This is a genomic window from Mycobacterium sp. Panama NTM2, assembly GCF_054355555.1.
In genome coordinates this window covers 4,585,219-4,610,590 of the sequence record NZ_CM135953.1, presented here as the reverse complement: position 1 = coordinate 4,610,590, position 25,372 = coordinate 4,585,219, and the positions used below count along the sequence as shown (strand labels likewise).

Here is a 25,372-nt window from a genome sequence, read left to right as displayed (position 1 = left end):
GCCGCTACGCTGATGCCCCATGGCCGGACTCAGTGTGGTGGTCTCCCTCGACGGTGTGGTCTGCGATCCGTCAGCGCCGCTGCTGCACGCCGACGACCTCGCCGCCGTGCGCGGCGACGGGATCTTCGAGACCCTGCTGATCCGCGCGAGCAGGCCTTGCCTACTGGAGGCGCATCTGACGCGGCTGGCGCATTCGGCGCAGCTGATGGACCTGGCCGCACCCGACCTTCCGGCGTGGCGATCGGCGATCGAATTGGCCGTCACCCGATGGCTCGCCGGCGGCGGTGACGAGGGCGTGCTGCGCCTGGTGTACAGCCGAGGTCGCGAAAGCGACCCCCGCGGTACGTCTTACGCCACGATCGGCCCGCTGGCACCTCGCGTCGCCGAGGCGCGCCGCGCCGGCGTCACCGCGCTGACGCTCGACCGCGGACTGGCCTCGAACGCCGACGAGAACCTGCCGTGGCTGGTTGCGGGAGCCAAGACGCTGTCCTACGCCGTCAACATGGCCGCGCTGCGGCACGCCGAGCGGCACGGCGCCGGTGACGTCGTGTTCGTCAGCACCGACGGATACGTCCTCGAAGGTCCCCGCTCCACGGTCGTCATCGCGACGACGTCCGACGACGGGCGCCCCTGCCTGCTGACGCCGCCGCCCTGGTATCCGATCTTGCGCGGCACGACGCAGCGGGCGCTGTTCGAGGCGGCGCGAACCGCCGGCTTCGACTGCGACTACCAGGCCCTGCGGCCCGCAGACCTGATGACCGCGCAGGGGGTGTGGCTGGTGTCGAGCATCACGCTGGCCGCGCGCGTGCACACCCTCGACGGCACTGCGCTGGCGCCGGCACCGATGGCCGCCGACATCGCCGCGCTGATCGACGCGGCGATCCTCAGTGATCGCTGAGAGATTAATTCCCTTGTCGCGCAGCCAGAGCGCGAGTACCTTCGCCTGTACACAGGGAAGGAGGTGGTCCGACAAATTGAGTGACTTATGGACATGTGAGGTGGCTGCGAGCTAGCAGCGCCGGGGAGCGCTTGACGCCTACTGCGCGCGCTGGCGAATTCCCCGCAGCCACCCGGCCCCCGAGCCCCTTGGTTGAGTCCGACCGAGGATGACGGCTCGGGGGCTGCTCCGTTTCTGGGGCCGGGCCGTTCTAGGGCTGGGCCGGCGCGCCCGGCCCGGGCGCCAGTGACGAACAGTCCCGCATCGCTGCTTCCCACTTCGCGGGATCGACGCCGGCAGGAGGACCTGTCACCGGCCCCGGCGCCTTCGGCATGCCGTGCTGGCTCAGGCAGTACGCGAGCGACCCGTGCCCGACGCTCGGAGACGCCGTGGTCGACGGCGGGGGTTCCTGCTGGGCGGGAGAGGAGCACGCCGCGGAGCACGCCATGGTCATACTCGCCGCGCACACCACCGCGGCCGTTGCGCGCCGCACTAACCGACGAACCGAGCCAGGCGGGCGGACAGGTGCGGAACCAGACCGCCGTCCGCGTCGACCCGCTCTTCCACGTAGGCGAGATCGCCGCCGTCGACGATCCCGTAGAGACGCTTCGCTCCGCCGACCAGAATTCCCGACTTGCTCCGCGCCAGCGCGTCGGTGACCAATTCCCATGAGGACTGATTGAGTGGCCGACCGTAGAACAACTCCACGTAGCCGGCCGAATGCGCCAACAGCAACTCGATGGCCTGCGACTCACCGGGATCACCGGGGTCGTTGACGAAGCGCCAGAATCCCGTCTCGCGCAACGTCGGTCCGTCGTAGTCGCCCTCGTCGGTCAGCCGCCAGGAGCGCGCCTCCCAATTGAGGTAGTCGGCCCCGTCATGAGAAACCACGATCTGCTGGCCGAAGCGATAATCGCCGTGCGAGCCGCGACCCTCGCCCTCCCCGCGCCAGACCCCGACCAGTGGCAGCAGCGCCAGCAGCCGATCGTCGAGATCGGCGCCCTCGCGCAAGTTGGCGGTATCGGCGGGCACGGGCAGATCCCCGAAGGCCGGAATGTTGCGCGCGGCGGTCCGCCGGGCGCGCTCGGCAGCAGCGGCGACCGCCTCGTCGCCAGAAGTCACGACTCGTCGGTGATCAGCCGGTACAGCGCGTACAACGCGAACCACGTGATCACCACGACGGCCGCGACGAGCAGGAGTTCGTAGAACAGCACCACGCAGGAGAGTCTAGCTTCTGCCCATCGGGGCGCAGGAGTCAGCTGACCTTGCTCTCCCACTCCGGGCAGAAGGCCCCGGTGGCCGCGCCGACGAAGTAGCCGGCCTGGTAGTCCGACCAGTCGGTGACGCTGGTCAGGTCGGCGACCTCCTGCTCGAAGGTGGCGCCGTTCTCCCAGTCCTGGCAGACCGCACGGCCGGTGTCGAGCACTTGCTGGGTCTTGTCCGAAGGCCAGGTGATGCCACCCTTGCCGATCACCGTGAGGAAATCACCCTCGGGATCCGCGAGGGCAGCGGGCGCGCTGACGACCCCGACCGTGGCGAACGCAGCAGCCGCAGCAAAGGCGATGGTGATCTTCATGGTCGGGTCCTCGAAAGGTGTGGTCCACGCGGGCGCGCGGGCAGTGCACCTATCGTCGCCGACAGCAGCTCAACGCGCAGCGATTTCACAGCAATGTCAAAGCGATCGGGCGAGGAGCCACGCCGGACGTGACGGCGTGACTCCTCGACGTCGCGTGCGCTACGAGCTATGTCCTACACGATGTCCTACGCGATGTCCTACGCGACCTTGACGTCGACCTCATGGATTCCCGCCCCCGACGGCGCCACGGTGGCGTCGCCGTTGCCGGCCTTCGACAGTGCGCGCAGCGTCCACGTGCCCGGCGCAGCGAAGAACCGGAAATCACCGGTGGCCGACGCGACGACCTCGGCAGTGAACTCGTCGGAGCTGTCGAGCAGGCGCACGAACGCCCCGCCGACCGCCTGACCCGAGCCGTCCACGACACGGCCGGTGATGACCGTTTCCTTCTCCAGGTCGACGCTCGCGGGCAACGTCAGTCCTTGCTTCGGTGCAGAGCACATATCAACTTCCCAACTCGATCGGGGCGCCCACCAGGGAGCCGTATTCCGTCCAACTGCCGTCGTAGTTCTTGACGTTCTTGTGTCCCAACAGCTCCTGCAGCACGAACCAGGTGTGCGACGAGCGCTCCCCGATGCGGCAGTAGGCGATAGTTTCCTTCTCACCGTCCAACCCGGCGTCGGCGTAGAGCTTGGCCAGGTCCTCGTCGGACTTGAAGGTGCCGTCCTCGTTGGCGGCCTTGCTCCACGGCACGTTGATGGCCGACGGGATGTGACCGGCGCGCTGGCTCTGCTCCTGCGGCAGATGCGCCGGCGCCAGGATCTTGCCGGAGAACTCGTCGGGCGAGCGCACGTCGACCAGGTTCTTCTCACCGATCGCCGCGATGACCTCATCCCTGAACGCGCGGATGCTGTTGTCGGGTGCCTGGGCGGTGTAGCTGGTCTCGGGCCGCTTCACCGCATCCGTGGACAGGGGCCGCGCATCGAGCTCCCACTTCTTGCGGCCACCGTCGAGCAGTTTGACGTCGGCGTGGCCGTACAGCTTGAAGTACCAGTAGGCGTAGGCGGCGAACCAGTTGTTGTTGCCGCCGTAGAGCACCACCGTGTCGTCGTTGGCGATGCCGCGCTCCGACAGCAGCTTCGAGAACTGCTGCTGGTCGACGAAGTCGCGCTTGACCGGATCCTGCAGATCGGTCTTCCAGTCGAGCCGGATCGCGCCCGGGATGTGCCCGGTGTCGTATGCGCTGGTGTCTTCGTCGACCTCGACGAAGACGGTCTTCGGCGCATCGAGATTGCTCTCGGCCCAGTCTGCTGTGACCAGGACGTCGGAGCGTGCCATGGAGGAGATCCTTTCGACTACGAGTGAGTGGGTTTGAGGCGGAGGAACAACGGATAGAGCTGGCAGCCCAGGCAGATGCCGAAGGCTGCGTTGAGGAAAGCGGCCGCAAGCGCCAGACCGGTGGCCACCAGCCCGAGCGTCGGCGACCCGGCGAAAAAGGCTGCGACACCGGCGACCGCGAAGAGCAGGCCGACCAATTGGGCGAACTTCAGCGGAGCCACCGGCTCCCGCTCCGTCACGGGACCCAGCCGCGGAGCGACGAGCGCCGAGAACACGAGACCGTACGGGTGCCGACGGGGACCGAGCGTGGCGCCGAGCGCGAACACGACCGCCTGGGCGGCGAGGACACCGGCGGCCAGCGCAGTGCTGACCGTCGACACGAGCAGAGTCGCGACCAGCACGCCGGTGGCGATCCACGCGACGAATCGCGGACCGCGAACGTCGACCTCGGTCGGTGCCGGGTGCTGTGTGATCTGCGAGACGTGCGACATGAAAATGCTCCTGTTGTCTGGACTGGCTGGTGCGGCTCGCGACGAGACCGCCGGGGAGCGCGACGCCGAGACCGGCGCGGCTACCTAGCAGCTACAACAACAGCAACAACCCGCAACGCGGCACAGATCGACTGCGCGGCGCTTGGTGAGCCTGAGCTCGACACGGGCTGACACGGCTGACAGCTTACCGAACGACCACGTGATCAAGCCAACAGCGGCAGCAGAGCGGACCGCAGGTCAGCGGCTGTCGGAACGCCGGACGCCCGATACCGCTGGCGTCCTTCGGCGTCGAAGACGAACGTCGTCGGCAGAGACAGCACGGAAAGACGGCGCGCGGCATCGGGATTGGCGTCCATGTCGATCTCCACGTGCGCCACCGCCGGCAGGTCGGCGCACACCTGATCGACGACGCGGCGGACCCCCGCACACGGACCGCACCACACCGCCCCGAAATGCAGGACCGTCGGCCCGGTACCGGACAGGCCCAGCTCGCTGGTGTCCACGGCAGGCGAATCCGCGGACGGAGTCACCGAACCGGCACGTGAGGTCAGCAGCCTGCCGATGACGAACGCCACGCCGAATGCGGCGACCAGCACCGCGATCACGGCGATCCAGGAAGCACTCATGACATCCTGAACTCATTCAGGGGCACCCTTACTCCCTCGGTGATGCCCTCGATGATCAGGTCCGAGCCGCGGGCGCCCTCGCTGGTCGGCGCGACTCCGAACGGCAACTTCTGTCCCGGCATCTCTGTGGAGAAAGCGGCCAGCACGGCGGGCAGCTTGTCCGCCGGGACGTCCTGATCGGCCGTACCCGGACCGGTCAGCACGCCCGTCGCCGTCATCGTCAGCGTCGTCTGGTCGGGCCCGGTCACCGACAGGTCCACCGCGATGCTGACGCGCTGATCGACCCCGGCCTGACGCGGAGTGCCGGTGAACACGACGCCCTTGTTGCTGGAAATACCGGACTCCGTGGTGCCGCCGGTCGAGTCGTTGGTCTCCCGGGTGGGCGCTTCCACCAGCAGATCGGGGATGCCCATGAAGCGTCCGACGTGGGTGGAGTCGATGATGATCCGGCTTTCCAGCTTGCCGATGGGCAGGGTGGCGTCGGGGGCGATCAGCCAGGAATCGCCGAGATCCACCGAATGGAGGGTCGCTTCCAGCGAGGCCTTGCCGACCACGGCGTGATCAACGCCACTGGCCTTGATCTCGACTTCGTTGTAGTGGTGATCGGCCGCCTGCGTCAGGAACGGGAACCCGAGGATCGCCACCGACGGGTCCCACTGCAGATCCGCGGCCGTCCGCACGCTCCTGGCCAGGCGATACTCGGCGTAGACCGCTGATCCGAAGTCGATTCCGAGCGCGCCGAGGAGAACCACGACCACCGTCGCGATGGCACCGATGACGAACCTGCGCACGCCGACATTGTTGCCCACACCGCCGGCGTCCCACGTTCGGCGCGGCTTAAGAGCAGGTGGCACGCTATCGTTAGGAAGCCATCGGCCGGGTAACGGCCGTATGTCAGGTATGAATCTGGGAAGTCACCGCGCGACAAAGACGTACCGGCGAGGTCCCGGATGATCTCCACGGCGCTGGAGGGGACAGTTGGACCTACTGCTACTGACTGTTGACCCGCATCCTGAATCCGTCCTGCCCTCGTTGTCGCTCCTGGCGCACAATGTCCGGACGGCGCCCACCGAAGTGTCGTCTTTGCTGGAAGCCGGAACCGCGGATGTGGCGATCGTCGACGCCCGCACCGACCTCGCCGCCGCACGCGGCCTGTGTCGCCTGCTCGGCACCACCGGAACGGCCGTGCCGGTCGTCGCTGTCGTCAACGAGGGCGGCCTGGTGGCCGTCAACGTGGAATGGGGGCTCGACGAGATCCTGCTGCCCAGCACCGGACCGGCGGAGATCGACGCGCGGCTGCGGCTTCTCGTCGGCCGACGCGGCGGAGCGGCCAACCAAGAGAACGTGGGCAAGATCAGCCTCGGGGAGCTGGTGATCGACGAGGGGACCTACACGGCGCGACTGCGCGGACGCCCTCTCGACCTGACCTACAAAGAATTCGAGCTGCTCAAATACCTGGCCCAGCACGCCGGCCGGGTGTTCACCCGGGCGCAACTGCTGCAGGAAGTGTGGGGGTACGACTTCTTCGGCGGCACCCGCACGGTCGACGTGCACGTGCGACGGCTGCGGGCCAAGCTCGGCACCGAATACGAATCGCTGATCGGCACCGTACGCAACGTCGGCTACAAAGCGGTCCGGCCCGCGCGGGGACGGTCGGCCGCCGCGGAGTCCGATCTGGCCGAGGACATGGACGACGACCCGTACGACGACGTCGACGGTGCGGGCGGCGCCGACAGCTCCGTCGTCGATGCCCTGCGCCACGCCGACATCCCCGCGACGCCCGCCGACGCGCTGCGCAGAACGTGACGGCGATCGACTGGCGCGAGCGGCTGACCGACCACGAACAGCACCTCATCCGCGAGTTGATCTCCGCGGCCTCTCACATCGACGGGATCGCACCCGTCGGGGACCAGGTACTCCGCGAACTCGCCCACGACCGCACCCGGCATCTGCTCGCCCGAGACGGCGACGACGTGCTCGGCTACCTCAATCTCGCGCCTGCCGGCGACGGCGCTCCCGCGATGGCAGAACTGGTCGTGCACCCCGAGGCGCGGCGACGCGGCATCGGTGCGGCGATGATCGGCGCCGGCCTGCCCGCCGGCGGTCCGGACGCCCGCATCTGGGCGCACGGCAACCTCGCGCCTGCCCGAGCCACCGCCGCGGCGCTCGAGCTCGCCGTGGTGCGCGAGCTGTGGCAGATGCGGCGCAGCCTGGCCGACCTGCCACCGACACCGGCGCCGGCCGGGGTGCGGATCACCACGTACTCGGGACCGGCAGACGACGCTGACCTGTTGCGCGTGAACAACGCCGCGTTCGCCTGGCACCCCGAACAGGGCGGCTGGACCGACGCCGACATCGCGGAGCGACGCGACGAATCGTGGTTCGACCCGGCCGGACTGTTCCTCGCGCACGACACCACAAGTGGGGATCTCCTCGGATTCCACTGGACCAAGACACATTCCGACACGTTGGGCGAGGTGTACGTGGTGGGGGTCGACCCGTCCGCGCAGGGGCGCGGTCTGGGCGCTGCGCTCACCCTCACCGGCTTGCACCACCTCGCACACCGGCTGACTGCCGCGGGCCGGGACGCCGAGGTGATGCTCTACGTCGAATCGGACAACGCCGCTGCGGTGAAGACCTACCGACGATTGGGTTTCGAGGTCGCGACCGTCGATGCCGCCTACAGTCGCCCTACCAGCTACCACCTGTGAAATCGCTGTACCTGTTCACCTCCCGTTCACTCGTAATCCGCAGTACGTCAACTACCGGCGCATAGCTTGCCGGGTGAGCTCGGAGCCGTACCGGCCACCGACACACGCGGACGACGAAAGTGGGATCAGTGAAGCGCAAGAGCATCGGCAAGACGTTCGGCACGACGGTCTCGGTCGCGGCGGTCGCCGCGATCACCCTCGCCGGATGCGGCAGCGACAACAACACGCCGTCGGCAGGCTCGGACTCCTCGTCCGCGTCGGGGAGCAGCTCCGCCCCGGCCGACTGCGGTGGCAAGAACTCGCTGACCGCCGAAGGCTCGACCGCCCAGCAGAATGCCGTCGCGCTGTTCAACCAGGTCTGGGGCCAGAAGTGCCAGGGCAAGAACCTGTCCTACAACCCGACCGGATCCGGGGCGGGCCGTGAGCAGTTCATCGCCAACACCGTCGACTTCGCCGGCTCGGACTCGGCGCTCTCGGGTGACCAGGTGGCAGCCGCTGCGCAGCGGTGCGGCGGCAACCCGGCCTGGAACCTCCCGCTGGTGTTCGGACCCATCGCGATGGCCTACAACCTCGAGGGCGTCGACAAGCTCGTGCTCAACGGCGACACCCTCGCCAAGATCTTCCAGGGCCAGATCACCAAGTGGAACGACCCGGCGATCGCCGCGCTGAACAGCGGAGCGACCCTGCCGGACACGGCGATCACCCCGATCTACCGCTCCGACTCCTCGGGCACCACCGACAACTTCCAGAAGTACCTCAAGGCTGCCGCGCCGGAGACCTGGACGAAGGACGCCGGCAGCGAGTTCAACGGCGGCGCCGGCGAGGGCGCCTCGAAGTCCGCCGGCGTCACCCAGGCCGTGCAGGCCACACCCGGTTCGATCGGCTACGTCGAGAAGGGCTTCGCCCAGCAGGCAGGGCTGCCGATGGCCCAGATCGACACGGGAGCCGGCGCGGTCGAACTGACCGACGAGACCGCAGGCAAGGCGATCGACGACGCGAAGTTCGCCGCCGAGGGCAACGACCTGATCCTCGACCTGAATTCGCTGTACGGGACCAAGGAAGCCGGCGCCTACCCGTTGGTGTTGGCCACCTACGAGATCGTCTGCTCGGCCGGGTACGACCCCGAGACCTCCGCAGCGGTCAAGTCGTTCCTGACCGTGGCCGCCAACGACGGTCAGGGCGGGTTGTCGAGTGCCGGCTATGTGCCGCTGCCCGACAAGTTCAAGGAGCGCCTGCTGACCTCCATCGAGGCCATCAAGTAGCCAGACGCGCGCTGGCGCGGTAGCACGTTCGAGGCGAGGATGGGTGCCACACACCGATGACGTTCAACAGTATCGAGAAGGGCTCTGACGGGACTTCTGTGACTATCCCCAATCCGACAGGCTCGGGGTCGGGTGAGACCTTGGCCGAACCTCACCCCGAGCCGACGCCACTGTCCACCGACCCCTCGCGGCGCGGCGTGGTGCGCCTGGGCGACCGGATCTTCCGTGGGCTGGCCGAGGGCTCGGGCGTGCTCATCGTCGCGATCATCGCCGCGATCGGCATCTTCCTGCTCTGGCGGGCGATCCCCGCGCTGGCGCGCAACGAACAGAATTTCTTCCTCTACGGAGGAAACTGGATCACCACCGACACCTCGGCGATGCAGTTCGGCATCCTGGACCTACTGCAGGTCACGGTGTTCGTGTCGGTGTTCGCGCTGGTGCTGGCGATGCCGATCGCTCTCGGCATCGCCATCTACCTGACGAACTACGCACCCAAGCGGGTGGTCGGCCCGCTGGCCTACATGGTGGACCTGCTCGCCGCGGTGCCGTCGATCATCTACGGCGTCTGGGGCCTCTACGTGCTCGCGCCGGTGATCAGGCCGGCGGCGGTGTGGCTCAACGAGAACCTCGGGAGCTGGTTCTTCCTGTTCGCGTCGGGCAACGCTTCGGTCGCCGGTGGCGGCACGATCTTCACCGCCGGCATCGTGCTGGCGGTGATGATCCTTCCGATCATCACCGCCGTCACGCGCGAGGTGTTCGTGCAGACCCCGCGCGGACAGATCGAGGCGGCGCTCGCTCTCGGCGCGACGCGCTGGGAGGTGGTCCGCACGACGGTGCTGCCGTTCGGGATGTCGGGGTACATCAGCGGCGCGATGCTCGGCCTGGGCCGCGCGCTGGGTGAGACGATCGCGCTGCTGATCATCCTGCGCGGCACCCAGTCGGCGTTCGGCTGGACGCTGTTCGACGCCGGCTACACCTTCGCCAGCAAGATCGCCGCTGCCGCATCGGAATTCAACGACCAGTACAAGGCGGGCGCCTACATCGCGGCCGGTCTGGTGCTGTTCATCCTGACCTTCGTGGTGAACTCGCTGGCGCGCGCCGCGGTCTCCGGAAAGGACCGGTCTGCATCATGAGTTCGCCGACACTGGACCGCCCCGTCAAGTCGCCGACGTTCCAGGGCGTCAGCACGCGCCGCAAGGTCACCAACAACGTGGCGACCGTCCTGGTGACCACCTCGGTGATCATCGCGCTCGTGCCGCTGCTCTGGGTGCTCTACACGGTGGTGGCCAAGGGGATCGGTGTCATCACCTCGAGTACCTGGTGGCTGAACTCCCAGGCGGGCATGACCGCGTTCGTCGCCGGTGGGGGTGCCTATCACGCGATCGTCGGCAGCCTTCTGCAGGCCGCCGTGTGCGCGGTCATCTCGATCCCGATCGGCGTCTTCGTCGGCATCTACCTCGTCGAGTACGGCGGCGGCACACGGTTGGGCAAGCTCACCACCTTCATGGTCGACATCCTCACCGGTGTGCCGTCGATCGTCGCGGCGCTGTTCATCTACGCACTGTGGGTGGCGACGCTGGGGTTCGAACGGTCGGGCATCGCCGTGTCGCTGGCGCTGGTACTCCTGATGATCCCGGTGATCGTGCGGTCCACCGAGGAGATGCTCCGCATCGTCCCGATGGACCTGCGGGAAGCCAGTTACGCACTGGGCGTGCCGAAGTGGAAGACGATCGCGGCCATCGTGATCCCAACCGCGCTGTCGGGCATCGTCACCGGCATCCTGCTGTCGCTGGCCCGCGTGATGGGCGAGACGGCGCCGCTGCTGATCCTGGTGGGGTACTCGCAGGCCATCAACTTCGACATGTTCAGCGGGTTCATGGGTTCGCTGCCCGGCATGATGTACGACCAGACCTCCGCCGGGGCCGGGGCCAATCCGGTGCCCACCGACCGCATGTGGGGCGCCGCGCTGACGCTGATCATCGTCATCGCGCTGCTCAACGTCGGTGCCCGTTTCATCGCCAAATTCTTTGCGCCCAAGAAGGTTTAGGAGACTGCTGTGGCCAAGCGACTCGATCTCAAAGACGTCAACATCTACTACGGCAGCTTCCACGCCGTCGCCGACGTGTCGATGTCGGTGCCGCCGCGCAGCGTCACCGCGTTCATCGGACCGTCGGGCTGCGGCAAATCCACCGTGCTGCGCACCCTGAACCGGATGCACGAGGTCATCCCCGGCGCCCGCGTCGAAGGTTCGGTTCTGCTCGACGGTGACGACATCTACGGTGCCGGTGTCGACCCGGTCGGGGTGCGCAAGACCATCGGTATGGTCTTCCAGCGCCCGAATCCGTTCCCCACCATGTCGATTCGCGACAACGTGGTTGCCGGCCTGAAGCTCCAGGGCGTGCGCAACAAGAAGACGCTCGACGAGGTGGCCGAGCGGTCGCTCAAGGGCGCGAACCTGTGGACCGAGGTGAAGGACAGGTTGGACAAGCCCGGCGGCGGGCTCTCCGGTGGCCAGCAGCAGCGGCTCTGCATCGCCCGGGCGATCGCCGTGCAACCGGACGTGCTGCTGATGGACGAGCCGTGCTCTGCCCTGGACCCGATCTCGACGCTGGCGATCGAGGATCTGATCGCCGAGCTGAAGCAGGACTTCACGATCGTGATCGTCACCCACAACATGCAACAGGCGGCCCGTGTCAGCGATCAGACGGCGTTCTTCAACCTCGAGGCGACCGGCAAGCCGGGCAAGCTGATCGAGATCGACGACACCGAGAAGATCTTCTCCAACCCGACGCAGAAGGCGACCGAGGACTACATCTCGGGCCGCTTCGGCTGACCGAATCACCCCGACAGCGAGCGAGCCCCCCGGAGAGAATTCCGGGGGGCTCGCTCGCTGTCGGGAGCTGTCAGCGTGTGGCCGGTAGCTCCTCCTCTTCGGGGGCGTGCCCGGTCACCTGGAAGATCACCCGGCGCGCGATCTCCACGGCGTGATCGGCGAAGCGCTCGTAGAAGCGGCCCAGCAGCGTCACGTCGACCGCCGCCGCGACCCCGTAGCGCCACTCACGGTCCATCAGCACGGTGAACAGGTGCCGGTGCAGGTCGTCCATCGCGTCGTCTTCTTCGCGGATGCGTGCTGCTTTCTCCGGGTCGCGGGTGATCAGCACCTCCTGAGCGCTGTGGCCGAGTTCGACGGCCACCCGGCCCATCTCGGCGAAGTAACCGTTGACCTCTTCGGGCAGCGCATGCTGGGGGTGACGACGCCGGGCGATCTTGGCGACGTGCAGGGCCAGCGCGCCCATCCGGTCGACGTCGGCGACGATCTGGATCGAGCTGACGATCGCGCGCAGGTCCCCGGCCACCGGGGCCTGCAGCGCCAGGAGCACGAATGCGCTCTCTTCGGCGCGCACGCTCATCGCGACGATCTGTTCGTGGTCGGTGATCACCTGTTCGGCCAGCGCCAGATCGGCTTGCAGCAGGGCTTGTGTGGCGCGCTCCATGGCAACGCCCGCCAGCCCGCACATCTCGCCGAGCTGGGTGGACAGGGCTTCCAGCTGCTCGTGGTACGCGGTACGCATGATCAAAAGCCTACGGGTTACCTGCGCAGATCGTCACGAGCCGGCCGGTGAACGCCAGGTGAATGGCGCTTGCTATTCGCAGGACGTGTCGGCGGCGTTGGTGATGGTCAGGTCCTCGGGGAGCTCGCTGGCGGCGTTCTTGGAACCCCGCAGGACGTGCACCTTGACCGTGGCGCCGCTCGGCATGGGCGTGCCGACCGCAGAGAAGTCCTTACCCAGCACCACCTGCACGACGTCGCCGAGGCCGCTGGACCGCTCGATGGTCGGGTCGGGGAACGACGAGGCCACCGTTGCGGCCGCCTTCTCGTTGCCGGGGGAGAAGAACACCGTGGTGTGGTCCAACGGACCGGGGTAGTCGTCGGGATCGGTGATGTTGAAACCGTGGGTGCGCAGTGCATCGGCGGCGGTCGAGGCCAGGCCGGCTTCCGACGTGGAGTTCGACACCTGCACCGTCACGTCCGCGGGGTCGGTCGCCACGGCCTCGATGACCTCGCCGTCGTTGGGCGTCGGGGACGCAGGTGCACCGTTCGCCGGCGACTCGGGAGTGCCCGGGACCGGGGTGTTGTCGGCGTTGCGCTCTTCGGGCAGCGGGTCGTCGTTGATGATCGCGTCGAACAACGCGCGCATGTCGTCGGTACGGGGGATCTCGTTGCCGTAGTCGTCGGCGTAACCGACCGTCGGCACGGTGACGAAGGTGATCCTGCCCGCGTTGACGCCCTGCACCGATTGACCGAGGTCGACGAGGTCCTTCGTGTCGAGGTTGTCGACGTAGCTGTCGTTGATGAACATGTTGACGACGTTGTTGAGCTTGGACAGCGAGAAGAACGTGTCCTTGGAGATCAGTGAGCGCAGCAGCGACGACAGGAACCGCTGCTGCCGTTTGATGCGCCCGTAGTCGCCATTGGTCTCGGTGGTCACCTGCCGTGCGCGCACGTAGTTCAGCGCGGTGTGCCCGTCGACGATCTGACGACCGGCTTTGGCCAGCACGGTGCCGAGCTCGTAGTCCTCGATGGGCGTCGTGCTGCACACCTCGACGCCGCCGAGCGCGTCGACCATCTTGGAGAAGCCGGCGAAGTCGACGGCCATGAATCGGTTGACGTGTAGGCCGGACAGCTTCTGGATGACCTTGACCAGGCATTTCGGGCCGCCGACGGCGAATGCGGAGTTCAGCTTGTATTCGGTGTAGGCCTCTTCGGGTCCCCAGGACTCGGTCTGGTCGTCGTAGATCGGCCCGTATTGGCGGGTCTCGGGGTTCCAGACCTCGCACTTCATCGGCTCGATCTTCAGGTCGCGGGGAAAGGACACTGCGACGACGCGTTTGCGGTTGGCCGGGATGTTGACCAGCATCACCGTGTCGGACCGGGCACCGGCCGCATCCTCGGTGGTGCCCGCGCCCATCTCGCTGTTGTCGCCGATGCGGGTGTCGGTGCCGACGATCAGGAAGTTCTCGTCTCCGAACTGAGCGTTGGGGTCGACGATGTCGCGGGAGTCGGGGTCGAGTGCCGAGACGCGGTTGAGCAGGTTGTTCTTCGATGACTGCCACTGCCAGGCGCCGCCGGTCAACACCAGGGCCAGGACTGCGACCAGCGCCGCCACGACTCGTCCCGCGATGACGCTGCGACGGTGCCCTGCGCGCTGCGGCTTCGGCTCCTCGCGGATCGCGGCGGCCGTCAGATCCGGTAACTCCGAGGTGGGGGAGTCCAGGACGGGCAGGATCGTGGTGTCGAACTCGTCGGCGGGGTAGGGCTCGGGTTCGCGGTCGCGCGCAGGTTCTGGATCGGTGCCGGCCTCGGGATCGACCTCGGGTTCGGCCTCTGGTTCAGCACGGTGGCGGGTGGGCGCGGGGATCGGGGCCTCGCCGTGAATCTTCGCGATCAGGTCGGCGACGGTGATCGGCGCGGGTTCGCCGTCACCCCGGTTGGAGGCGGCGGAGTCCTCGTCGGAGGGGTCAGTTCCCCGCTCCCACGGCGCGGCGCCTGGTGCCGGCCGCGCCGATCGGGTAAGCCATTCGTTGTCGCGGTTCGGTTCGTCGGGATCCGGGCGGCCGCGAGTGGCGTGATCACCGTCACTCATCGTCTACCGGCCTTTCAGCTCCCATTGCTCCACAGGCGTCTCGGCGGTGCTGACGCGCACCGCGGGTGAACGCCGTCTCCGACTCGATAAGCACTGATCCCGGCTGGGCGTGATGAGCCGGGTACATCTGCCATTCGCTGGCATCTCATCGTACTGAGACATCCTGGGAGAGAGCCAGCCGACCGAAGTCCTCGGGCGAGGATCGATATCCAGTCGAGACGCGTGTCAAGCGGGCGGTCAGCCGCCCGAATGCATCACGTCGGCGCCGACGGGGACCGCGCAGTCCTCGGGATCGTCGAGCCAGTGCTCCGGCAGGGACACCGACGCCGCGGAGCCCTGCCGTCCGCGAGGGCCGTTGGCGGCCGCCGGGAACGGCACGTCGGGCTCGAGCTCGCCGAGCAGGTCGTCTAGCTCCGAGATCGTCTTGACCAGCGCCAATGATCGCCGTAGGTCTGCTCCCGCCGGGAATCCGTGCAGGTACCAGGCCACGTGCTTGCGCATGTCGCGCATGCCTTTGTCCTCTCCGAAGTGCGCGGCGAGCAGCTCGCCGTGTCGACGAATGATGGACGCGACCTCGCCCAGGGTGGGCGGGGTGGCCGGTGTCTCGCCGTTGAAGGCGGCGGAGAGTTCGGCGAACAGCCACGGCCGCCCCAGGCAGCCCCGGCCGATCACGACGCCGTCGCAGCCCGTCGCGGCCATCATGGCCAGCGCGTCACGAGCGTCGAAGATATCACCGTTTCCGAGTACCGGAATCCCGGCGACATGGGCTTTGAGTGCGGCGATCTGCTCCCAGTCGGCGGTCCCCGAGTATCGCTGCGCAGCCGTGCGCGCGTGCAGCGCGACCGCAGCGGCGCCCTCCTCCGCGGCGATCCGCCCGGCGTCGAGGTGGGTGTGGTGCTCGTCGTCGATGCCGATGCGGAACTTGACGGTGACCGGAACATCGGTGCCCTCGGTCGCCTTGACCGCCGCGGCCACGATCTGACCGAACAGGCGGCGCTTGTAGGGCAGGGCCGCACCGCCGCCGCGGCGCGTGACCTTGGGCACCGGGCAGCCGAAGTTCATGTCGATGTGGTCGGCGAGGTTCTCGTCGACGATCATCTTGGCCGCCGCGTACGTGTTGACCGGATCGACGGTGTAGAGCTGCAAGGAGCGCGGCGACTCCTCCGGCGCGAACGTCGTCATGTGCATCGTGACCGGGTGCCGCTCGACCAGCGCACGGGCGGTCACCATCTCGCAGACGTAGAGGCCGCTGACGGTGCCGGCGCGGGCGAGTTCGAGTTCGCGGCACAGCGTCCGGAACGCCACGTTGGTCACGCCGGCCATCGGGGCCAGGACGACGGGGCTGCGCAACGCGATCGACCCGATCTGCAATCCAGATCGGGTCGATTCGCTGCCGGGGGCTACGACGTCGATGATCCCACCAGTTGTGCCTTGGCGGCCTTCTTCTCCGCCATCTGACGCAGGCGCTCTTCGCGGCGCTGCTTGGCGACCTCGAACTTGTCGACGGCCTCCTGCAGTTCCTCGACCAGCAGGCCGAGGTCGTCGCGCATCTTGGCGCTCTCGCCGTTGAAGTCCTCGCGCTCGAAGATCCGCCACTTCTTGAGCACCGGCATCACGATGTCCTCGAGGTGGATGCGCGGATCGTAGACACCGCCGGAGGCGATCGTGACCGCGCGCCGACGGAAGTCGGGGATCGTGTAGCCGGGCATCTTGAAGTTGCGCAGCACCTTGTGCAGTGACTTCATCGCCTGGTCAGGGGCGATCTCGAAGCCGGCCTCGGACACGTCGCGGTAGAAGATCATGTGCAGGTTCTCGTCCGCGGAGACGCGCTGCAGCAGCTGATCGGCGATCGGGTCGTCACACGCCTTGCCGGTGTTGCGGTGCGAGACGCGGGTGGCGAGCTCCTGGAACGTCACGTAGATGACCGAGTCGAACAGGCTCTCCGCGAACAGCTCGAGGCCGCCCTGCTGGTTCTGGCCGGGGGAGAAGCCCCGGGTCATCTGCTCGACGCGCAGCATCTCCAGCTCGACGGGGTCGACGTTGCGGGTGACGACGAGATAGTCGCGCAGGGCGATGCCGTGCCGGTTCTCCTCGGCGGTCCACCGGTTGACCCAGAAGCCCCACGGTCCGTCCATGCTGAAATTCATCGCGATCTCGCGGTGATAGGACGGCAGGTTGTCCTCGGTGAGCAGGTTGGTCAACATCGCGGTCCGTGCGACCTCGGAGAGCTTCGACTGTTCGATGTCCCAGTCCTGGCCGCCGAGGGCGTAGTAGTTCTTGCCGTCGGACCACGGGATGAAGTCGTGGGGGTTCCAGTCCTTCTTCATCTTCATGTGCCGGTTGACCAGGGGCTCGACGACGGGCTCCAGTTCGGTCAGCAGCTGCAGATCAGTGAGATCCTTGGCCATGACACCTCCGATATCTGTACCTCGTAGTTGCAGTCAATATATCTGTGTCTGCCGGTGACATTCAAGTCGCCGCGCGGGAGGTCACACCCGTGTCCCGTGCCGCGATTCAGCGTGTTGCGCCGTGGAGCAGCAGTTCCGCGCAGTGGTCGATGAACTGCTCCCGAGTCGCCGAGAGCCGACCGTCCAGGTACGCGGTGAACAGTGCAGTGAGTGCCCCGATCAGGCCGGTGGCAACCATCGCCTGGGTGGTCGGGTCGGTGATGCGGGTCAGGTTCTGCTGTAGCAGCTCGATGAAGTTCGGCATCCACCGCGCGCCCGACCGGGCCAGCACCGGCTCGGCTTCCGGCGCCAGCAGCAGCACACGGCCGCGCGCCGGATCGTCGACCATCATCGCGACGAATCGCTCGACGGCGTCCCGCATGCTCTCCGACTTCGCCAGCGTCGCCATCGCCGCACTGCCGACCTCGTCGTAGATCGCGGCGACGTAGTCATCGCGGTCGGTGAAGCTCTCGTAGAAGTAGCGCTCGGTCAATCCGGCGGCGCGGCACGCCGCCCGCACGGTCAGGCTCGGGCCGCCCGGGCTGCCGAGCAGCTCGATCCCGGCGGCGATCAGGTCGTCACGGCGCAGGGCGGGGCGCTCCCGCACGGGAACGCCGGACCATCTGCCCTGTCGTTGACCGGACGGCACAGTCCTCCTATGCTTCGTTTTGACAACGCATGTAGTCAGAATCGGGGTAGCGCGAACAGTGACTCAAGATACGTCCGCCACATGCCCGGTGACCAGCGCGTCCGATGACGTACCGGTGACCGCCGGCTGTCCCGTGACCGGCGGCTACGACGACGTACCCGCGGCGCTGGGCCCCGACTCGCTGACGTGGAAGTACTTCGGACAGTGGACCGGCATGCTGCAGGGCCCGTGGGCAGGCTCGATGCAGAACATGCACCCGCAGCTCGGTGCCGCCGTGGCGCAGCATTCGATCTTCTTCCTCGAGCGCATGCCCCGGCTGTTCCGGTCGGTGTATCCCATCGGCGGTGTGGTGTTCGACGGCGACCGCGCCCCACGCACCGGAGCCGAGGTCCGCGACTATCACATCGGCATCAAGGGCGTCGACGACGAGGGCCGGCGGTACAGCGCACTGAACCCCGACGTCTTCTACTGGGCGCACGCCACGTTCTTCAAGTCCACGCTGCTGGCGGCCGAGTGGGTCGGCGGCGGGCTGACCGACGCGCAGAAACGGCAGCTCTTCGACGAGCACGTCACGTGGTACCGGATGTACGGCATGAGCATGCGGCCGGTGCCCGCCAGCTGGGAGGACTTCGAGCGGTACTGGGACCACATGTGCCGCAACGTCCTGGAGAACAACTGGGCCGCGCGCGAGGTCATGGACCTGTCGACGATGCCCAAGCACCCGTCGCTGGACTGGCTGCCGGATTGGCTGTGGCGGCTCAACATCGCCGGGATGCAGCGCTTCTTCAACTTCGCGACGGTCGGCCTCTACGACCCGCCGGTGCGTGAGTTGATGGGGTACTCGTGGACCCCGCGGCAGGCACGGTTACACGCACTGTTCGGCCGTGCGGTCTACCTGACCACCCGCCTGCTGCCGAAGCGGATGCTGATGCATCCGCGCAAACGTTCGGCTTGGGACCGGGCACACGGCCGCCTGCCGTCCGACGCGCCGCTGGTGGAGACCCCGGCGCGCAACCTGCCGCCGGTCGAGTATCGCGGCGACCCACACTTCTACTGTCCGACGGTCTGACACGCGTAGTTTCGACTCTGTGCTGGGCAAACTGACCGTCGCGCCGCTGTTGATGATCCTGGCGACCGGCACCGCCGGCGGCGCCGCCGCCGAACCCGGCAGCGAGTCGCCTGCACAACGCATCGTCGTCAGTGCGCCGGAATCGGATTCGCCCGTGGGGGAGCTGACAACCTACGAGCGCGTCGACGGGACGTGGCGCGTGGTGCTGGGCCCCACCCGGGCGGACCTGGGCGGCCTCGGGGTGGGTGCCCCGGCCGACGACGTGTTCCGCACCCCGGAAGGCACCTTCCCGCTCGGGCAGGCGTTCGGGCGCAGCGAGAACCCCGGCACCCGTATGCCCTACTTCGTGGCGACCGACGAGGACTGGTGGGACGAGGATGTGGACTCCCCGACGTACAACACCCATGTGCACGCCGCCGAGATCGATTCGGAGGACGCCGAGAACCTCTACGACTCCGGGGAGATCTACGACTACGCGGTGCTGATCGACCACAATCCGGAGCGGGTTCCGGGCCGCTCAGCGGGCATCTTCCTGCACGTCACCGATGGTGAGCCCACGTGGGGGTGTGTCGCGATCGGCCGGGATCAGATGCAGTCGGTGCTGCAGTGGCTCGACCCCGCGCAGCAGCCGGAGATCACCATCGGGGTGGGCCTGTCCGGCCCTGCGTGACTGAGGGACGGCCGTACCAGTCCGCGGGCGGAAAGCGGCCGTAGAACCCGTGCGGGTCACCGGCCAAGGTGAGCTGGTGTTCGTAGTCGGCGCGGGCCCTCAGGCCGGCGTTGCGGATGGCGGTCGCCTTGCGGCGACGCCGGACCGCGACGACGGCCACCGACGCGGTGACCAGGATCACCGCCGGGTACCACCCCAGCCACGTCCACCAGAGCGCCACCGCGGCAGCGGACGCCGTCAGCAGCGGATGGCGCCGCCACCACGAGGGCCGCGGTGGTCGTGACATGTACATCGACGCCGATCCTACGAGGGTTCGCCACGGCCGCGTCAGGTTTGCGCCGGCGCCGCAGCGGCTAGCTTGAACGCATGCACGCGCCGGAGGTCCTGGGCGGTCGCTACGAGCTGCGAGGCATTCTGGGCCGTGGCGGAATGGCCGAGGTACGCGATGCCTGGGATCTGCAGCTGGGCCGCCCCGTGGCGGTCAAGCTCCTCTATCCGTCGGTCAGTCACGAGCCCGACACCCGCCGCCGGTTCGCGACCGAGGCTCGCGCTGCGGCCGTCGTGGACCACCCTCACGTCGTCGCGGTCCACGACACCGGCGTGCACCGCGGCCGGCACTACATCGTGCTGGAACGCCTGCCGGGCCGCAGTGTGGCCGACGCCCTGGCGCGCGGCGGTCCCATGCCGGCGCAGCATGTCCGGGGCATCCTGAGCGACGTGCTGGACGCGCTCGGCGCCGCGCACGCACGCGGCATCCTGCACCGCGACATCAAACCGGCCAACCTCCTGTTCACCTGGTTCGGCACCGTGAAGGTCGCCGACTTCGGGGTGGCCAAGAGCGCCGACACGCCACAGACGCTGACCAACCGGGTTTTCGGGACCATGGCCTACATGCCGGCCGACCGCGCCGCCGGCCGGCCCGCGACGCCCAGCGACGACCTCTACGCGCTCGGCGTGGTGGCCTACGAGGCGCTCACCGGCCGCCGGGCCTACCCGCAGGAGACCCTGACGGGGCTGGCCGATGCCATCGCGGCGGGAGCGGTCACGCCGCTGGCGGTGTTGCGGCCGGATCTCGATGCGGCGTTGGTGGCCACCGTGGAGCGCGCGATGTCGCCGGACCCGCGGTGGCGCTTTGCGACGGCCGAGCAGATGCGGGCCTGTCTGGACGGTGCGCCTCAGGGATTGAGTGGGGCGCGGCAGCGGGTCGTGGCGGTGCTCGCAGGGGCGGCGGCGATGCTCGCCGTGCTGGTGGCGGCCGTTCTGATGGTCGCGTTGTGAATGTGGTGCCCCCACCAGGGCTCGAACCTGGGACCTGCGGATTAAAAGTCCGTAGCTCTACCGACTGAGCTATAGGGGCGTGGCGTGCGTGCCTGCAAAAGGATACTGCGGGGGTGGCCGTTTGAGGATTCGGGTGTCGGTACCCTAAGCTATCGAAGCTCCCAACGAACGTGGTTGTGAGTACCCCGGAGGAATTCGGACTTGGCCCCCATCGTCTAGTGGCCTAGGACGCCGCCCTTTCACGGCGGTAGCACGGGTTCGAATCCCGTTGGGGGTACGCGCAACGCGAGTTGTCGGGTTGCACAGTAAGGCCCTGTGGCGCAGTTGGTTAGCGCGCCGCCCTGTCACGGCGGAGGTCGCGGGTTCGAGTCCCGTCAGGGTCGCCATATTGGCGAGGTTCGTCGGCGCGAGTCGATGGCCTTCCGGCCAGGTAGCTCAGTTGGTACGAGCGTCCGCCTGAAAAGCGGAAGGTCGCCGGTTCGATCCCGGCCCTGGCCACCATTCTTCACCTGCATTGACACGGGTCTTGCACTCGGTTGTCAGTTTTCTTTGTCCGGTTCTTGTCCGGTCTTCGGTGTGTGAATTTCGGTCGCGTGAAGCTGATCGAGGTTCGTTGCGACCTGGTCCAGCTCATCGGAGTAGAGGTCGCTGTAGATGTTCGCCGTCACGGTCGGTGTTGAGTGGCCCATGGTCTTCTGCACGTAGCGGAGGTCAGCACCGGATTTACGGGCCAAGCTGGCGTAGGTGTGGCGCAGATCGTGGATGGTGAGTGGCGCCAGGTCGGTCTTCTCGAGGGCTTTGTTCCAGTGCGTGTGGCGACGCCAGTTGTTGGAGCGCAGCATCGCGCCGTTCGGTGAGGTAATAGCGGGCTCGTCAGGTGCCCGCCCGCCGATCCGCATTTTGAGGATGTCGACGACGACTTGGGGGAGCGGGACAGTTCGGATACCGGCCCGAGTCTTGGGCGGCCCGATGACGATGCGGCCCTCTACTTCCGGTGCGGCCCGTCGGACATAGAGCCGACGAGCGGTCAGGTCGATGTCCTTGACCCGGAGGCCGACGAGTTCGGACCACCGCAGGCCGGTATAGGCCAGGAGGGTCACCACGTCGCCCTGGTCCCCACACGCGGTAGCGAGTCTCTGGACTTCTTGTGCGGTGAGGTAGCGGTGACGTTCCCGCTCGGGAATCCGGCCTGCCGAGACACCGAGGGCGGGGTTGCGGTGGATGCGGCCGTCCTGGTGTGCGACGTCGAGAATTGACCGCAGGAGGCGCAGCGTTGAGACCTTCGCCCACGGCCCGACTTTCAGGCCATCGACGAACGCCTGAACGTCGGCGCGGGTGACTTCGTCGACTGGCACGTGGCCGAAGCGGGGCTTGATGCGCAGTTGCCAATGCTGGGTGTAGCCGCTCTAGGTCTTCGGCGACACCGCCGGTTTCTTGGATTCGGAGAATTGCGTCCAGATCCGCTGCAGCGGCGTGCGACCGAGGCGGGGATCGAACCGACGTGCACCAAGGGCGGCTTCGTTGTCGCGTTCGGATTTAAACGCTTTGGCCTCGCGCAGCGTCGGGAAGGTCGCGGACGTTTCCACCCAACCGGACAATGCATCGGGGTCACGGATCAGATAGCGGACTTGGTAGCGGGGCTCGCCAGCGGCGTTAAGGCGCTTTCGGATGCCGCGAGGCGTATTGCCGGCCACTACCGACGCACCTGCTTGAGCCAAGCGCGGACTTCGGCAGCATCCCAACGACGGACCCGCTCGGACAACGTGTAGCAGGGCGGCCCGATCGGCTCTCCCGTGGTTTCACGGAGCGCAGCCCACCGGCTGAGCGTTGCGGCAGAGACGCCAAGGAGCGCTGACACTTGATCAGCGGTCAGCAGCTCAGGAAAACTCCCGGTGGACACGAGTGCTTCCCGGAGACTGTGAATCACCATGGATTCACCTCGTTGCTTGGATTGAGTCGGACCGGCCATTCACTGCTCTCCCATCGGCGATCCTCGGTTTTCCCGTATTGCCGTGCGGTGGCGCGGATTTGATCGTCGGACCAGAAATCGGATCGGACCTTGGCCGTATGGCCGTCTTCGGCGATGACGTAGCCAGTGCCGGGTCTGTCGGGTTCGATTCGGTGCGCTGGCGCCGTGTCGGCCATGCCGTCGCCGAGGACCATCGTGACTTCCTCGCGGGATCGCAGTCGAAGCGCGATGGTCTGGGTAAACAGACCTCGCATCGGCAGGACTTCCTTGCGAGGGTCCTGGAGAAAGGCGGCAACCACGATCCCCAGCGCTCGACCCTTGGTGAGGATCCGTGACAACGAGGCGGCGGCTTCTTTACGAAGGGCTGGGTCGCTCATGTAGGCGGTTAGTCCGCAAGTTCGTCGATCAGCAGCACGACCAGGGGTGAGACTTTATTCGGATGGTGCTCGCGTGTGCGGCCGGCCATCTCGTTGCCGCGCTTGTCCATCAGCTTCTCTAGCCCGGCAAGAGTTTGAACGGCGTCGACCCCGCGCCTGCCTCGGCGGAATGTCCGAATCGTCGCCAGGTTCCGCGCCTGGCGATACGGTCAGCGCGTGATCGCCACGTTCAAACGTCCCAAGCTCACAACCCAGCAGGTCGGCTCGGCTGGGGAGCATTTCGTCGCTGCAGAGATCCACCGGCGCGGTGGCTACGCCGTGACGTTTTCCGGGAACATGCACGATATCGATCTGCTGGCCAGCGACGCCAGCCACGACCGCGTGATCAGCATCCAGGTCAAGACGAAGACGGCCGGCACGTGGCAGACCAGCATGAAGCGGGGCAGGAAGCGGAGGGCACCCGAGGTCGAGACGAAGTACTGGGTACTCGTCGACCTCGGAAAGGCATACCCGGAGTTCTACGTCGTGCCGCAGTGGTGGATTGAGAACGATATCCACACAGCGCACAGCAAGTACCTCGCGGACTCCGGCGGCCACCGCGTCAAGAATGACGCGAGCACCCACCACGCAATCCCGGTGGCCCGCATCGCTGAGTGGAAGGACCGGTGGGACGTGATGGAGATCCTGCCGACCGGGTGAGACCCAGCGGGTTCCGCGCATCCAGGACGACGCAGCGGCGATGCGGTTCTGGAAGGTGTTCGACGGGACCGATCTCGCGGCGCGATGTTGCCCAATCGTTTTGCGGCGACGTGTCGTGCCCGTTGTCCGCTTCGATCGTCCTAGACGGTCGTCCAGCCCATGAGACGCGCTCGCCGCTCGGCGATGTCGTCGAACCCGACGTGGCGCCGGCCTTCGCGGTACAGCGAGGCTTCAGCATGGAGCCACCGCCACCGTGACGAGGCGATCAGCCGGCCGAACTGGTACAGCCTGAATTCGATGACGTCGTCCGGCTCGCCGAACAACTCGGACCACCGGTGGACCTGGCCGCAGAAGTGCTCGTATGTCGCCGCCGTCTCCTTCCAGTATTCACGACCGGTCAGTGTGAAAACCGCTGCACTGACCCGGGAATCCAGGATCAGGCACCGCGACCCCGGCAAGTCCCGGTTCGAGGTGAGGTACAGGAACTTCGAAAAGAAGGCTGGCCCCAAACGGGCAACTTTGCCGTGGATCGCGGTGTAGGCGGAGCGGATGTCACCGTGGCGGCTCGCTTCGGCGGCGGCCCGCAAGACGCCGTTCAGCCGCGCACGCTGTTCGGCGTCGCCGGCACTGTTGACGATCTTCGACGCGTTCCTATAGTCGCCCACCACTCCCCACGCGAGTACGTGCCAGAGGAACGTCACCCAGTCCGGTTCGTCGTTCCCCCAACACTGCGCCGCGAGCCTAAACAACGCGGTGCGGTTGAGCTCGGTTGAGCTGAGCACGATTCCGCGATCCGCCCACCAGTTGCTTACGGGGAGTGGCTCTTGCATCCGGTCGGCCGGACCGAAGACGGGGGATTTCAGCAGATCGCCTACAGCAGCGTGTCCCTCCTGCCACATCTCGGCCCCTTTCGACGCGGCGGGGACACAGTTGATTCCCTACGCCGCGGCAAGCCTCGCACGGGGCGCCGACGTAGGCGGGAGCCTTCTCGCAATCGCGGTCGTCGCGTCGGGGACCGGTGAGACCATTGCGACATGGCTACGGACTCTAGGCGGAGGCGGTTGAACCTCATCGCCGAGCAGATCAGCAGGTGCCGGGAGTGCCCGGGGATGAACGCGCCCGGTGTGACTGCTTCGGCACCGGGATACGGATCGGCGCACGCTCCCGTCGCCATCGTCGGACAGAGCCTCTGCCGCAAGTGCATGGAATCCGGGGTCCCCTTCACCGGCGGCAGCGGAACCTACATCGACCGGGCGCTGGAGGTCGCCGGCCGGGAGAAGCGCGAACTGTTCATTACGAACGTGGTGCATTGCCACCCTATCGACGACCGGCGATCACATCCCCACGAGATCGACAACTGTCTCCCGTTCCTCCACGAGGAGCTGGACGTCGTGTCGCCGCGGCTGATCATCGGGTTGGGCGCGGATGCGGAGAAAGTGCTCGCGGCTCGGTACCCTGCCGCGCGGCGGCTGACGTGGCCGTTCGTGAAGCCGTCGGCCGTCAAACCGGGCACGACCTACTTACTGTTCCCGGAGCACCCCGGCTCGCTGCGGTTTAAGAAGACAGCCGACCGCGCGTACTACTCGTCGAGTCTCGCCCGCGCGATCACCTGGGGGTTCGAGGCGGGCTAG

28 protein-coding genes, 4 tRNA genes and 2 pseudogenes are annotated in these 25,372 nt (G+C 67.2%); 15 read left to right on the top strand and 19 right to left on the bottom strand.

Annotation, left to right across the window (positions count from 1 at the left end; genetic code table 11):
• Nucleotides 1-19 precede the first annotated feature (19 nt).
• Nucleotides 20-898, top strand: a complete 879-nt coding sequence (locus ACXYX3_RS22095) for an aminodeoxychorismate lyase (protein WP_458609015.1) — start codon at nucleotides 20-22, stop codon at nucleotides 896-898.
• Between the two features lie 531 nt (nucleotides 899-1,429).
• Here ACXYX3_RS22095 and ACXYX3_RS22090 read toward each other — a convergent pair.
• The 8 genes from ACXYX3_RS22090 to lmeA form a co-directional block, all read right to left on the bottom strand.
• Nucleotides 1,430-2,059, bottom strand: a complete 630-nt coding sequence (locus ACXYX3_RS22090) for a heme-binding beta-barrel domain-containing protein (protein WP_241203445.1) — start codon at nucleotides 2,057-2,059, stop codon at nucleotides 1,430-1,432.
• A 133-nt stretch (nucleotides 2,060-2,192) separates the two neighbouring features.
• On the bottom strand, nucleotides 2,193-2,513 hold the full coding sequence (locus ACXYX3_RS22085) for a DUF732 domain-containing protein (protein ID WP_458609014.1): 321 nt from the start codon (nucleotides 2,511-2,513) through the stop codon (nucleotides 2,193-2,195).
• Nucleotides 2,514-2,710: 197 nt separating this feature from the next.
• Entirely contained in the window at nucleotides 2,711-3,013 is a 303-nt protein-coding gene (locus ACXYX3_RS22080) for a DUF1416 domain-containing protein (RefSeq protein WP_241203443.1), read from the bottom strand.
• Nucleotide 3,014: 1 nt separating this feature from the next.
• Complete coding sequence (locus ACXYX3_RS22075; protein ID WP_241203442.1) at nucleotides 3,015-3,848, bottom strand: sulfurtransferase; 834 nt, start codon at nucleotides 3,846-3,848, stop codon at nucleotides 3,015-3,017.
• Between the two features lie 17 nt (nucleotides 3,849-3,865).
• The gene (locus tag ACXYX3_RS22070) at nucleotides 3,866-4,339 is read right to left on the bottom strand and encodes a DUF4395 domain-containing protein (RefSeq protein WP_458609012.1); all 474 of its coding nucleotides are present in this window, start codon (nucleotides 4,337-4,339) and stop codon (nucleotides 3,866-3,868) included.
• An 84-nt stretch (nucleotides 4,340-4,423) separates the two neighbouring features.
• Nucleotides 4,424-4,513 carry an Ms5788A family Cys-rich leader peptide gene (locus ACXYX3_RS22065; RefSeq protein ID WP_374238313.1) on the bottom strand — a complete coding sequence of 30 codons (90 nt, stop codon included), beginning with the start codon at nucleotides 4,511-4,513 and terminating at the stop codon, nucleotides 4,424-4,426.
• 29 nt (nucleotides 4,514-4,542) lie between these two features.
• A complete protein-coding gene (locus tag ACXYX3_RS22060) occupies nucleotides 4,543-4,965 on the bottom strand; it encodes a thioredoxin family protein (RefSeq protein ID WP_458609011.1) in 423 nt (140 codons plus the stop codon).
• On the bottom strand, nucleotides 4,962-5,774 hold the full coding sequence (lmeA, locus tag ACXYX3_RS22055; RefSeq protein WP_458609010.1) for a mannan chain length control protein LmeA: 813 nt from the start codon (nucleotides 5,772-5,774) through the stop codon (nucleotides 4,962-4,964). Before lmeA ends, ACXYX3_RS22060 begins: the two co-directional genes overlap by 4 nt.
• A 169-nt stretch (nucleotides 5,775-5,943) precedes the next feature.
• On the opposite strand from lmeA, the gene ACXYX3_RS22050 reads away from it, so the two are divergent.
• The 6 genes from ACXYX3_RS22050 to pstB all read left to right on the top strand — a co-directional run bounded on the left by ACXYX3_RS22050 (nucleotide 5,944) and on the right by pstB (nucleotide 11,771).
• The gene (locus tag ACXYX3_RS22050; protein WP_458609009.1) at nucleotides 5,944-6,771 is read left to right on the top strand and encodes a winged helix-turn-helix transcriptional regulator; all 828 of its coding nucleotides are present in this window, start codon (nucleotides 5,944-5,946) and stop codon (nucleotides 6,769-6,771) included.
• Nucleotides 6,768-7,676, top strand: a complete 909-nt coding sequence (gene mshD, locus ACXYX3_RS22045; RefSeq protein ID WP_458609008.1) for a mycothiol synthase — start codon at nucleotides 6,768-6,770, stop codon at nucleotides 7,674-7,676. Before ACXYX3_RS22050 ends, mshD begins: the two co-directional genes overlap by 4 nt.
• 128 nt (nucleotides 7,677-7,804) lie before the next feature.
• Complete coding sequence (gene pstS, locus ACXYX3_RS22040) at nucleotides 7,805-8,938, top strand: phosphate ABC transporter substrate-binding protein PstS (RefSeq protein ID WP_458609007.1); 1,134 nt, start codon at nucleotides 7,805-7,807, stop codon at nucleotides 8,936-8,938.
• A 56-nt stretch (nucleotides 8,939-8,994) separates the two neighbouring features.
• The gene (gene pstC / locus ACXYX3_RS22035; protein WP_458609006.1) at nucleotides 8,995-10,071 is read left to right on the top strand and encodes a phosphate ABC transporter permease subunit PstC; all 1,077 of its coding nucleotides are present in this window, start codon (nucleotides 8,995-8,997) and stop codon (nucleotides 10,069-10,071) included.
• Nucleotides 10,068-10,985: a phosphate ABC transporter permease PstA gene (gene pstA / locus ACXYX3_RS22030; protein ID WP_241203434.1), complete on the top strand. Its 918-nt coding sequence runs from the start codon at nucleotides 10,068-10,070 to the stop codon at nucleotides 10,983-10,985. The genes pstC and pstA overlap by 4 nt, the downstream gene beginning before the upstream one ends.
• Nucleotides 10,986-10,994: 9 nt before the next feature.
• On the top strand, nucleotides 10,995-11,771 hold the full coding sequence (pstB, locus tag ACXYX3_RS22025) for a phosphate ABC transporter ATP-binding protein PstB (protein WP_241203433.1): 777 nt from the start codon (nucleotides 10,995-10,997) through the stop codon (nucleotides 11,769-11,771).
• Between the two features lie 70 nt (nucleotides 11,772-11,841).
• On the opposite strand, the gene phoU is transcribed toward pstB, so the two are convergent.
• From phoU to ACXYX3_RS22000, 5 genes are all read right to left on the bottom strand, one after another.
• Complete coding sequence (gene phoU / locus ACXYX3_RS22020; protein ID WP_458609005.1) at nucleotides 11,842-12,510, bottom strand: phosphate signaling complex protein PhoU; 669 nt, start codon at nucleotides 12,508-12,510, stop codon at nucleotides 11,842-11,844.
• A gap of 72 nt (nucleotides 12,511-12,582) precedes the next feature.
• Complete coding sequence (locus tag ACXYX3_RS22015) at nucleotides 12,583-14,583, bottom strand: LCP family glycopolymer transferase (RefSeq protein ID WP_458609004.1); 2,001 nt, start codon at nucleotides 14,581-14,583, stop codon at nucleotides 12,583-12,585.
• Nucleotides 14,584-14,820: 237 nt separating this feature from the next.
• Complete coding sequence (gene dusB, locus ACXYX3_RS22010; RefSeq protein ID WP_458612182.1) at nucleotides 14,821-15,906, bottom strand: tRNA dihydrouridine synthase DusB; 1,086 nt, start codon at nucleotides 15,904-15,906, stop codon at nucleotides 14,821-14,823.
• Nucleotides 15,907-15,983: 77 nt separating this feature from the next.
• Nucleotides 15,984-16,991, bottom strand: coding sequence for an acyl-ACP desaturase (locus ACXYX3_RS22005; RefSeq protein WP_241203430.1), 1,008 nt, complete (start codon nucleotides 16,989-16,991; stop codon nucleotides 15,984-15,986).
• Between the two features lie 106 nt (nucleotides 16,992-17,097).
• Complete coding sequence (locus tag ACXYX3_RS22000; protein ID WP_458609003.1) at nucleotides 17,098-17,679, bottom strand: TetR/AcrR family transcriptional regulator; 582 nt, start codon at nucleotides 17,677-17,679, stop codon at nucleotides 17,098-17,100.
• Nucleotides 17,680-17,737: 58 nt separating this feature from the next.
• Between ACXYX3_RS22000 and ACXYX3_RS21995 the strand changes: the two genes are divergently transcribed.
• On the top strand, nucleotides 17,738-18,748 hold the full coding sequence (locus tag ACXYX3_RS21995; RefSeq protein WP_458609002.1) for an oxygenase MpaB family protein: 1,011 nt from the start codon (nucleotides 17,738-17,740) through the stop codon (nucleotides 18,746-18,748).
• Nucleotides 18,749-18,767: 19 nt separating this feature from the next.
• Entirely contained in the window at nucleotides 18,768-19,418 is a 651-nt protein-coding gene (locus ACXYX3_RS21990; protein ID WP_458609001.1) for a L,D-transpeptidase family protein, read from the top strand.
• Here the strand turns inward: ACXYX3_RS21990 and ACXYX3_RS21985 are convergent.
• Entirely contained in the window at nucleotides 19,384-19,710 is a 327-nt protein-coding gene (locus tag ACXYX3_RS21985) for a DUF2510 domain-containing protein (RefSeq protein WP_458609000.1), read from the bottom strand. The two genes, ACXYX3_RS21990 and ACXYX3_RS21985, sit on opposite strands and share 35 nt — an antisense overlap.
• A 74-nt stretch (nucleotides 19,711-19,784) precedes the next feature.
• Here ACXYX3_RS21985 and ACXYX3_RS21980 point away from each other — a divergent pair, with 74 nt between their 5' ends.
• Nucleotides 19,785-20,696 carry a serine/threonine-protein kinase gene (locus ACXYX3_RS21980; RefSeq protein WP_458608999.1) on the top strand — a complete coding sequence of 304 codons (912 nt, stop codon included), beginning with the start codon at nucleotides 19,785-19,787 and terminating at the stop codon, nucleotides 20,694-20,696.
• A gap of 3 nt (nucleotides 20,697-20,699) precedes the next feature.
• Here the strand turns inward: ACXYX3_RS21980 and ACXYX3_RS21975 are convergent.
• Nucleotides 20,700-20,775 (bottom strand) — tRNA-Lys (locus tag ACXYX3_RS21975).
• Nucleotides 20,776-20,900: 125 nt separating this feature from the next.
• On the opposite strand from ACXYX3_RS21975, the gene ACXYX3_RS21970 reads away from it, so the two are divergent.
• From ACXYX3_RS21970 to ACXYX3_RS21960, 3 genes are all read left to right on the top strand, one after another.
• A tRNA-Glu gene (locus tag ACXYX3_RS21970) sits at nucleotides 20,901-20,973 on the top strand.
• A 32-nt stretch (nucleotides 20,974-21,005) separates the two neighbouring features.
• Nucleotides 21,006-21,082 (top strand) — tRNA-Asp (locus ACXYX3_RS21965).
• A 38-nt stretch (nucleotides 21,083-21,120) separates the two neighbouring features.
• A tRNA-Phe gene (locus ACXYX3_RS21960) sits at nucleotides 21,121-21,197 on the top strand.
• Between the two features lie 38 nt (nucleotides 21,198-21,235).
• Here the strand turns inward: ACXYX3_RS21960 and ACXYX3_RS21955 are convergent.
• The 3 genes and pseudogenes from ACXYX3_RS21955 to ACXYX3_RS21945 form a co-directional block, all read right to left on the bottom strand.
• A pseudogene (locus tag ACXYX3_RS21955) lies at nucleotides 21,236-22,390 on the bottom strand (tyrosine-type recombinase/integrase).
• Nucleotides 22,390-22,626, bottom strand: coding sequence for a helix-turn-helix transcriptional regulator (locus ACXYX3_RS21950; protein ID WP_458608998.1), 237 nt, complete (start codon nucleotides 22,624-22,626; stop codon nucleotides 22,390-22,392). Before ACXYX3_RS21950 ends, ACXYX3_RS21955 begins: the two are co-directional and overlap by 1 nt.
• A pseudogene (locus ACXYX3_RS21945) lies at nucleotides 22,620-23,188 on the bottom strand (cell division protein FtsK); the annotation flags it as partial. The pseudogene ACXYX3_RS21945 and the gene ACXYX3_RS21950, both read right to left, overlap by 7 nt.
• A 70-nt stretch (nucleotides 23,189-23,258) precedes the next feature.
• Between ACXYX3_RS21945 and ACXYX3_RS21940 the strand changes: the two are divergent.
• Nucleotides 23,259-23,741 carry a hypothetical protein gene (locus ACXYX3_RS21940; RefSeq protein ID WP_458608996.1) on the top strand — a complete coding sequence of 161 codons (483 nt, stop codon included), beginning with the start codon at nucleotides 23,259-23,261 and terminating at the stop codon, nucleotides 23,739-23,741.
• Nucleotides 23,742-23,881: 140 nt separating this feature from the next.
• On the opposite strand, the gene ACXYX3_RS21935 is transcribed toward ACXYX3_RS21940, so the two are convergent.
• Nucleotides 23,882-24,523 (bottom strand): 8-oxoguanine DNA glycosylase OGG fold protein, encoded by a 642-nt coding sequence (locus ACXYX3_RS21935; protein ID WP_458608995.1) that lies wholly within the window; start codon nucleotides 24,521-24,523, stop codon nucleotides 23,882-23,884.
• Between the two features lie 252 nt (nucleotides 24,524-24,775).
• Between ACXYX3_RS21935 and ACXYX3_RS21930 the strand changes: the two genes are divergently transcribed.
• Nucleotides 24,776-25,372, top strand: coding sequence for a uracil-DNA glycosylase family protein (locus ACXYX3_RS21930; RefSeq protein ID WP_458608994.1), 597 nt, complete (start codon nucleotides 24,776-24,778; stop codon nucleotides 25,370-25,372).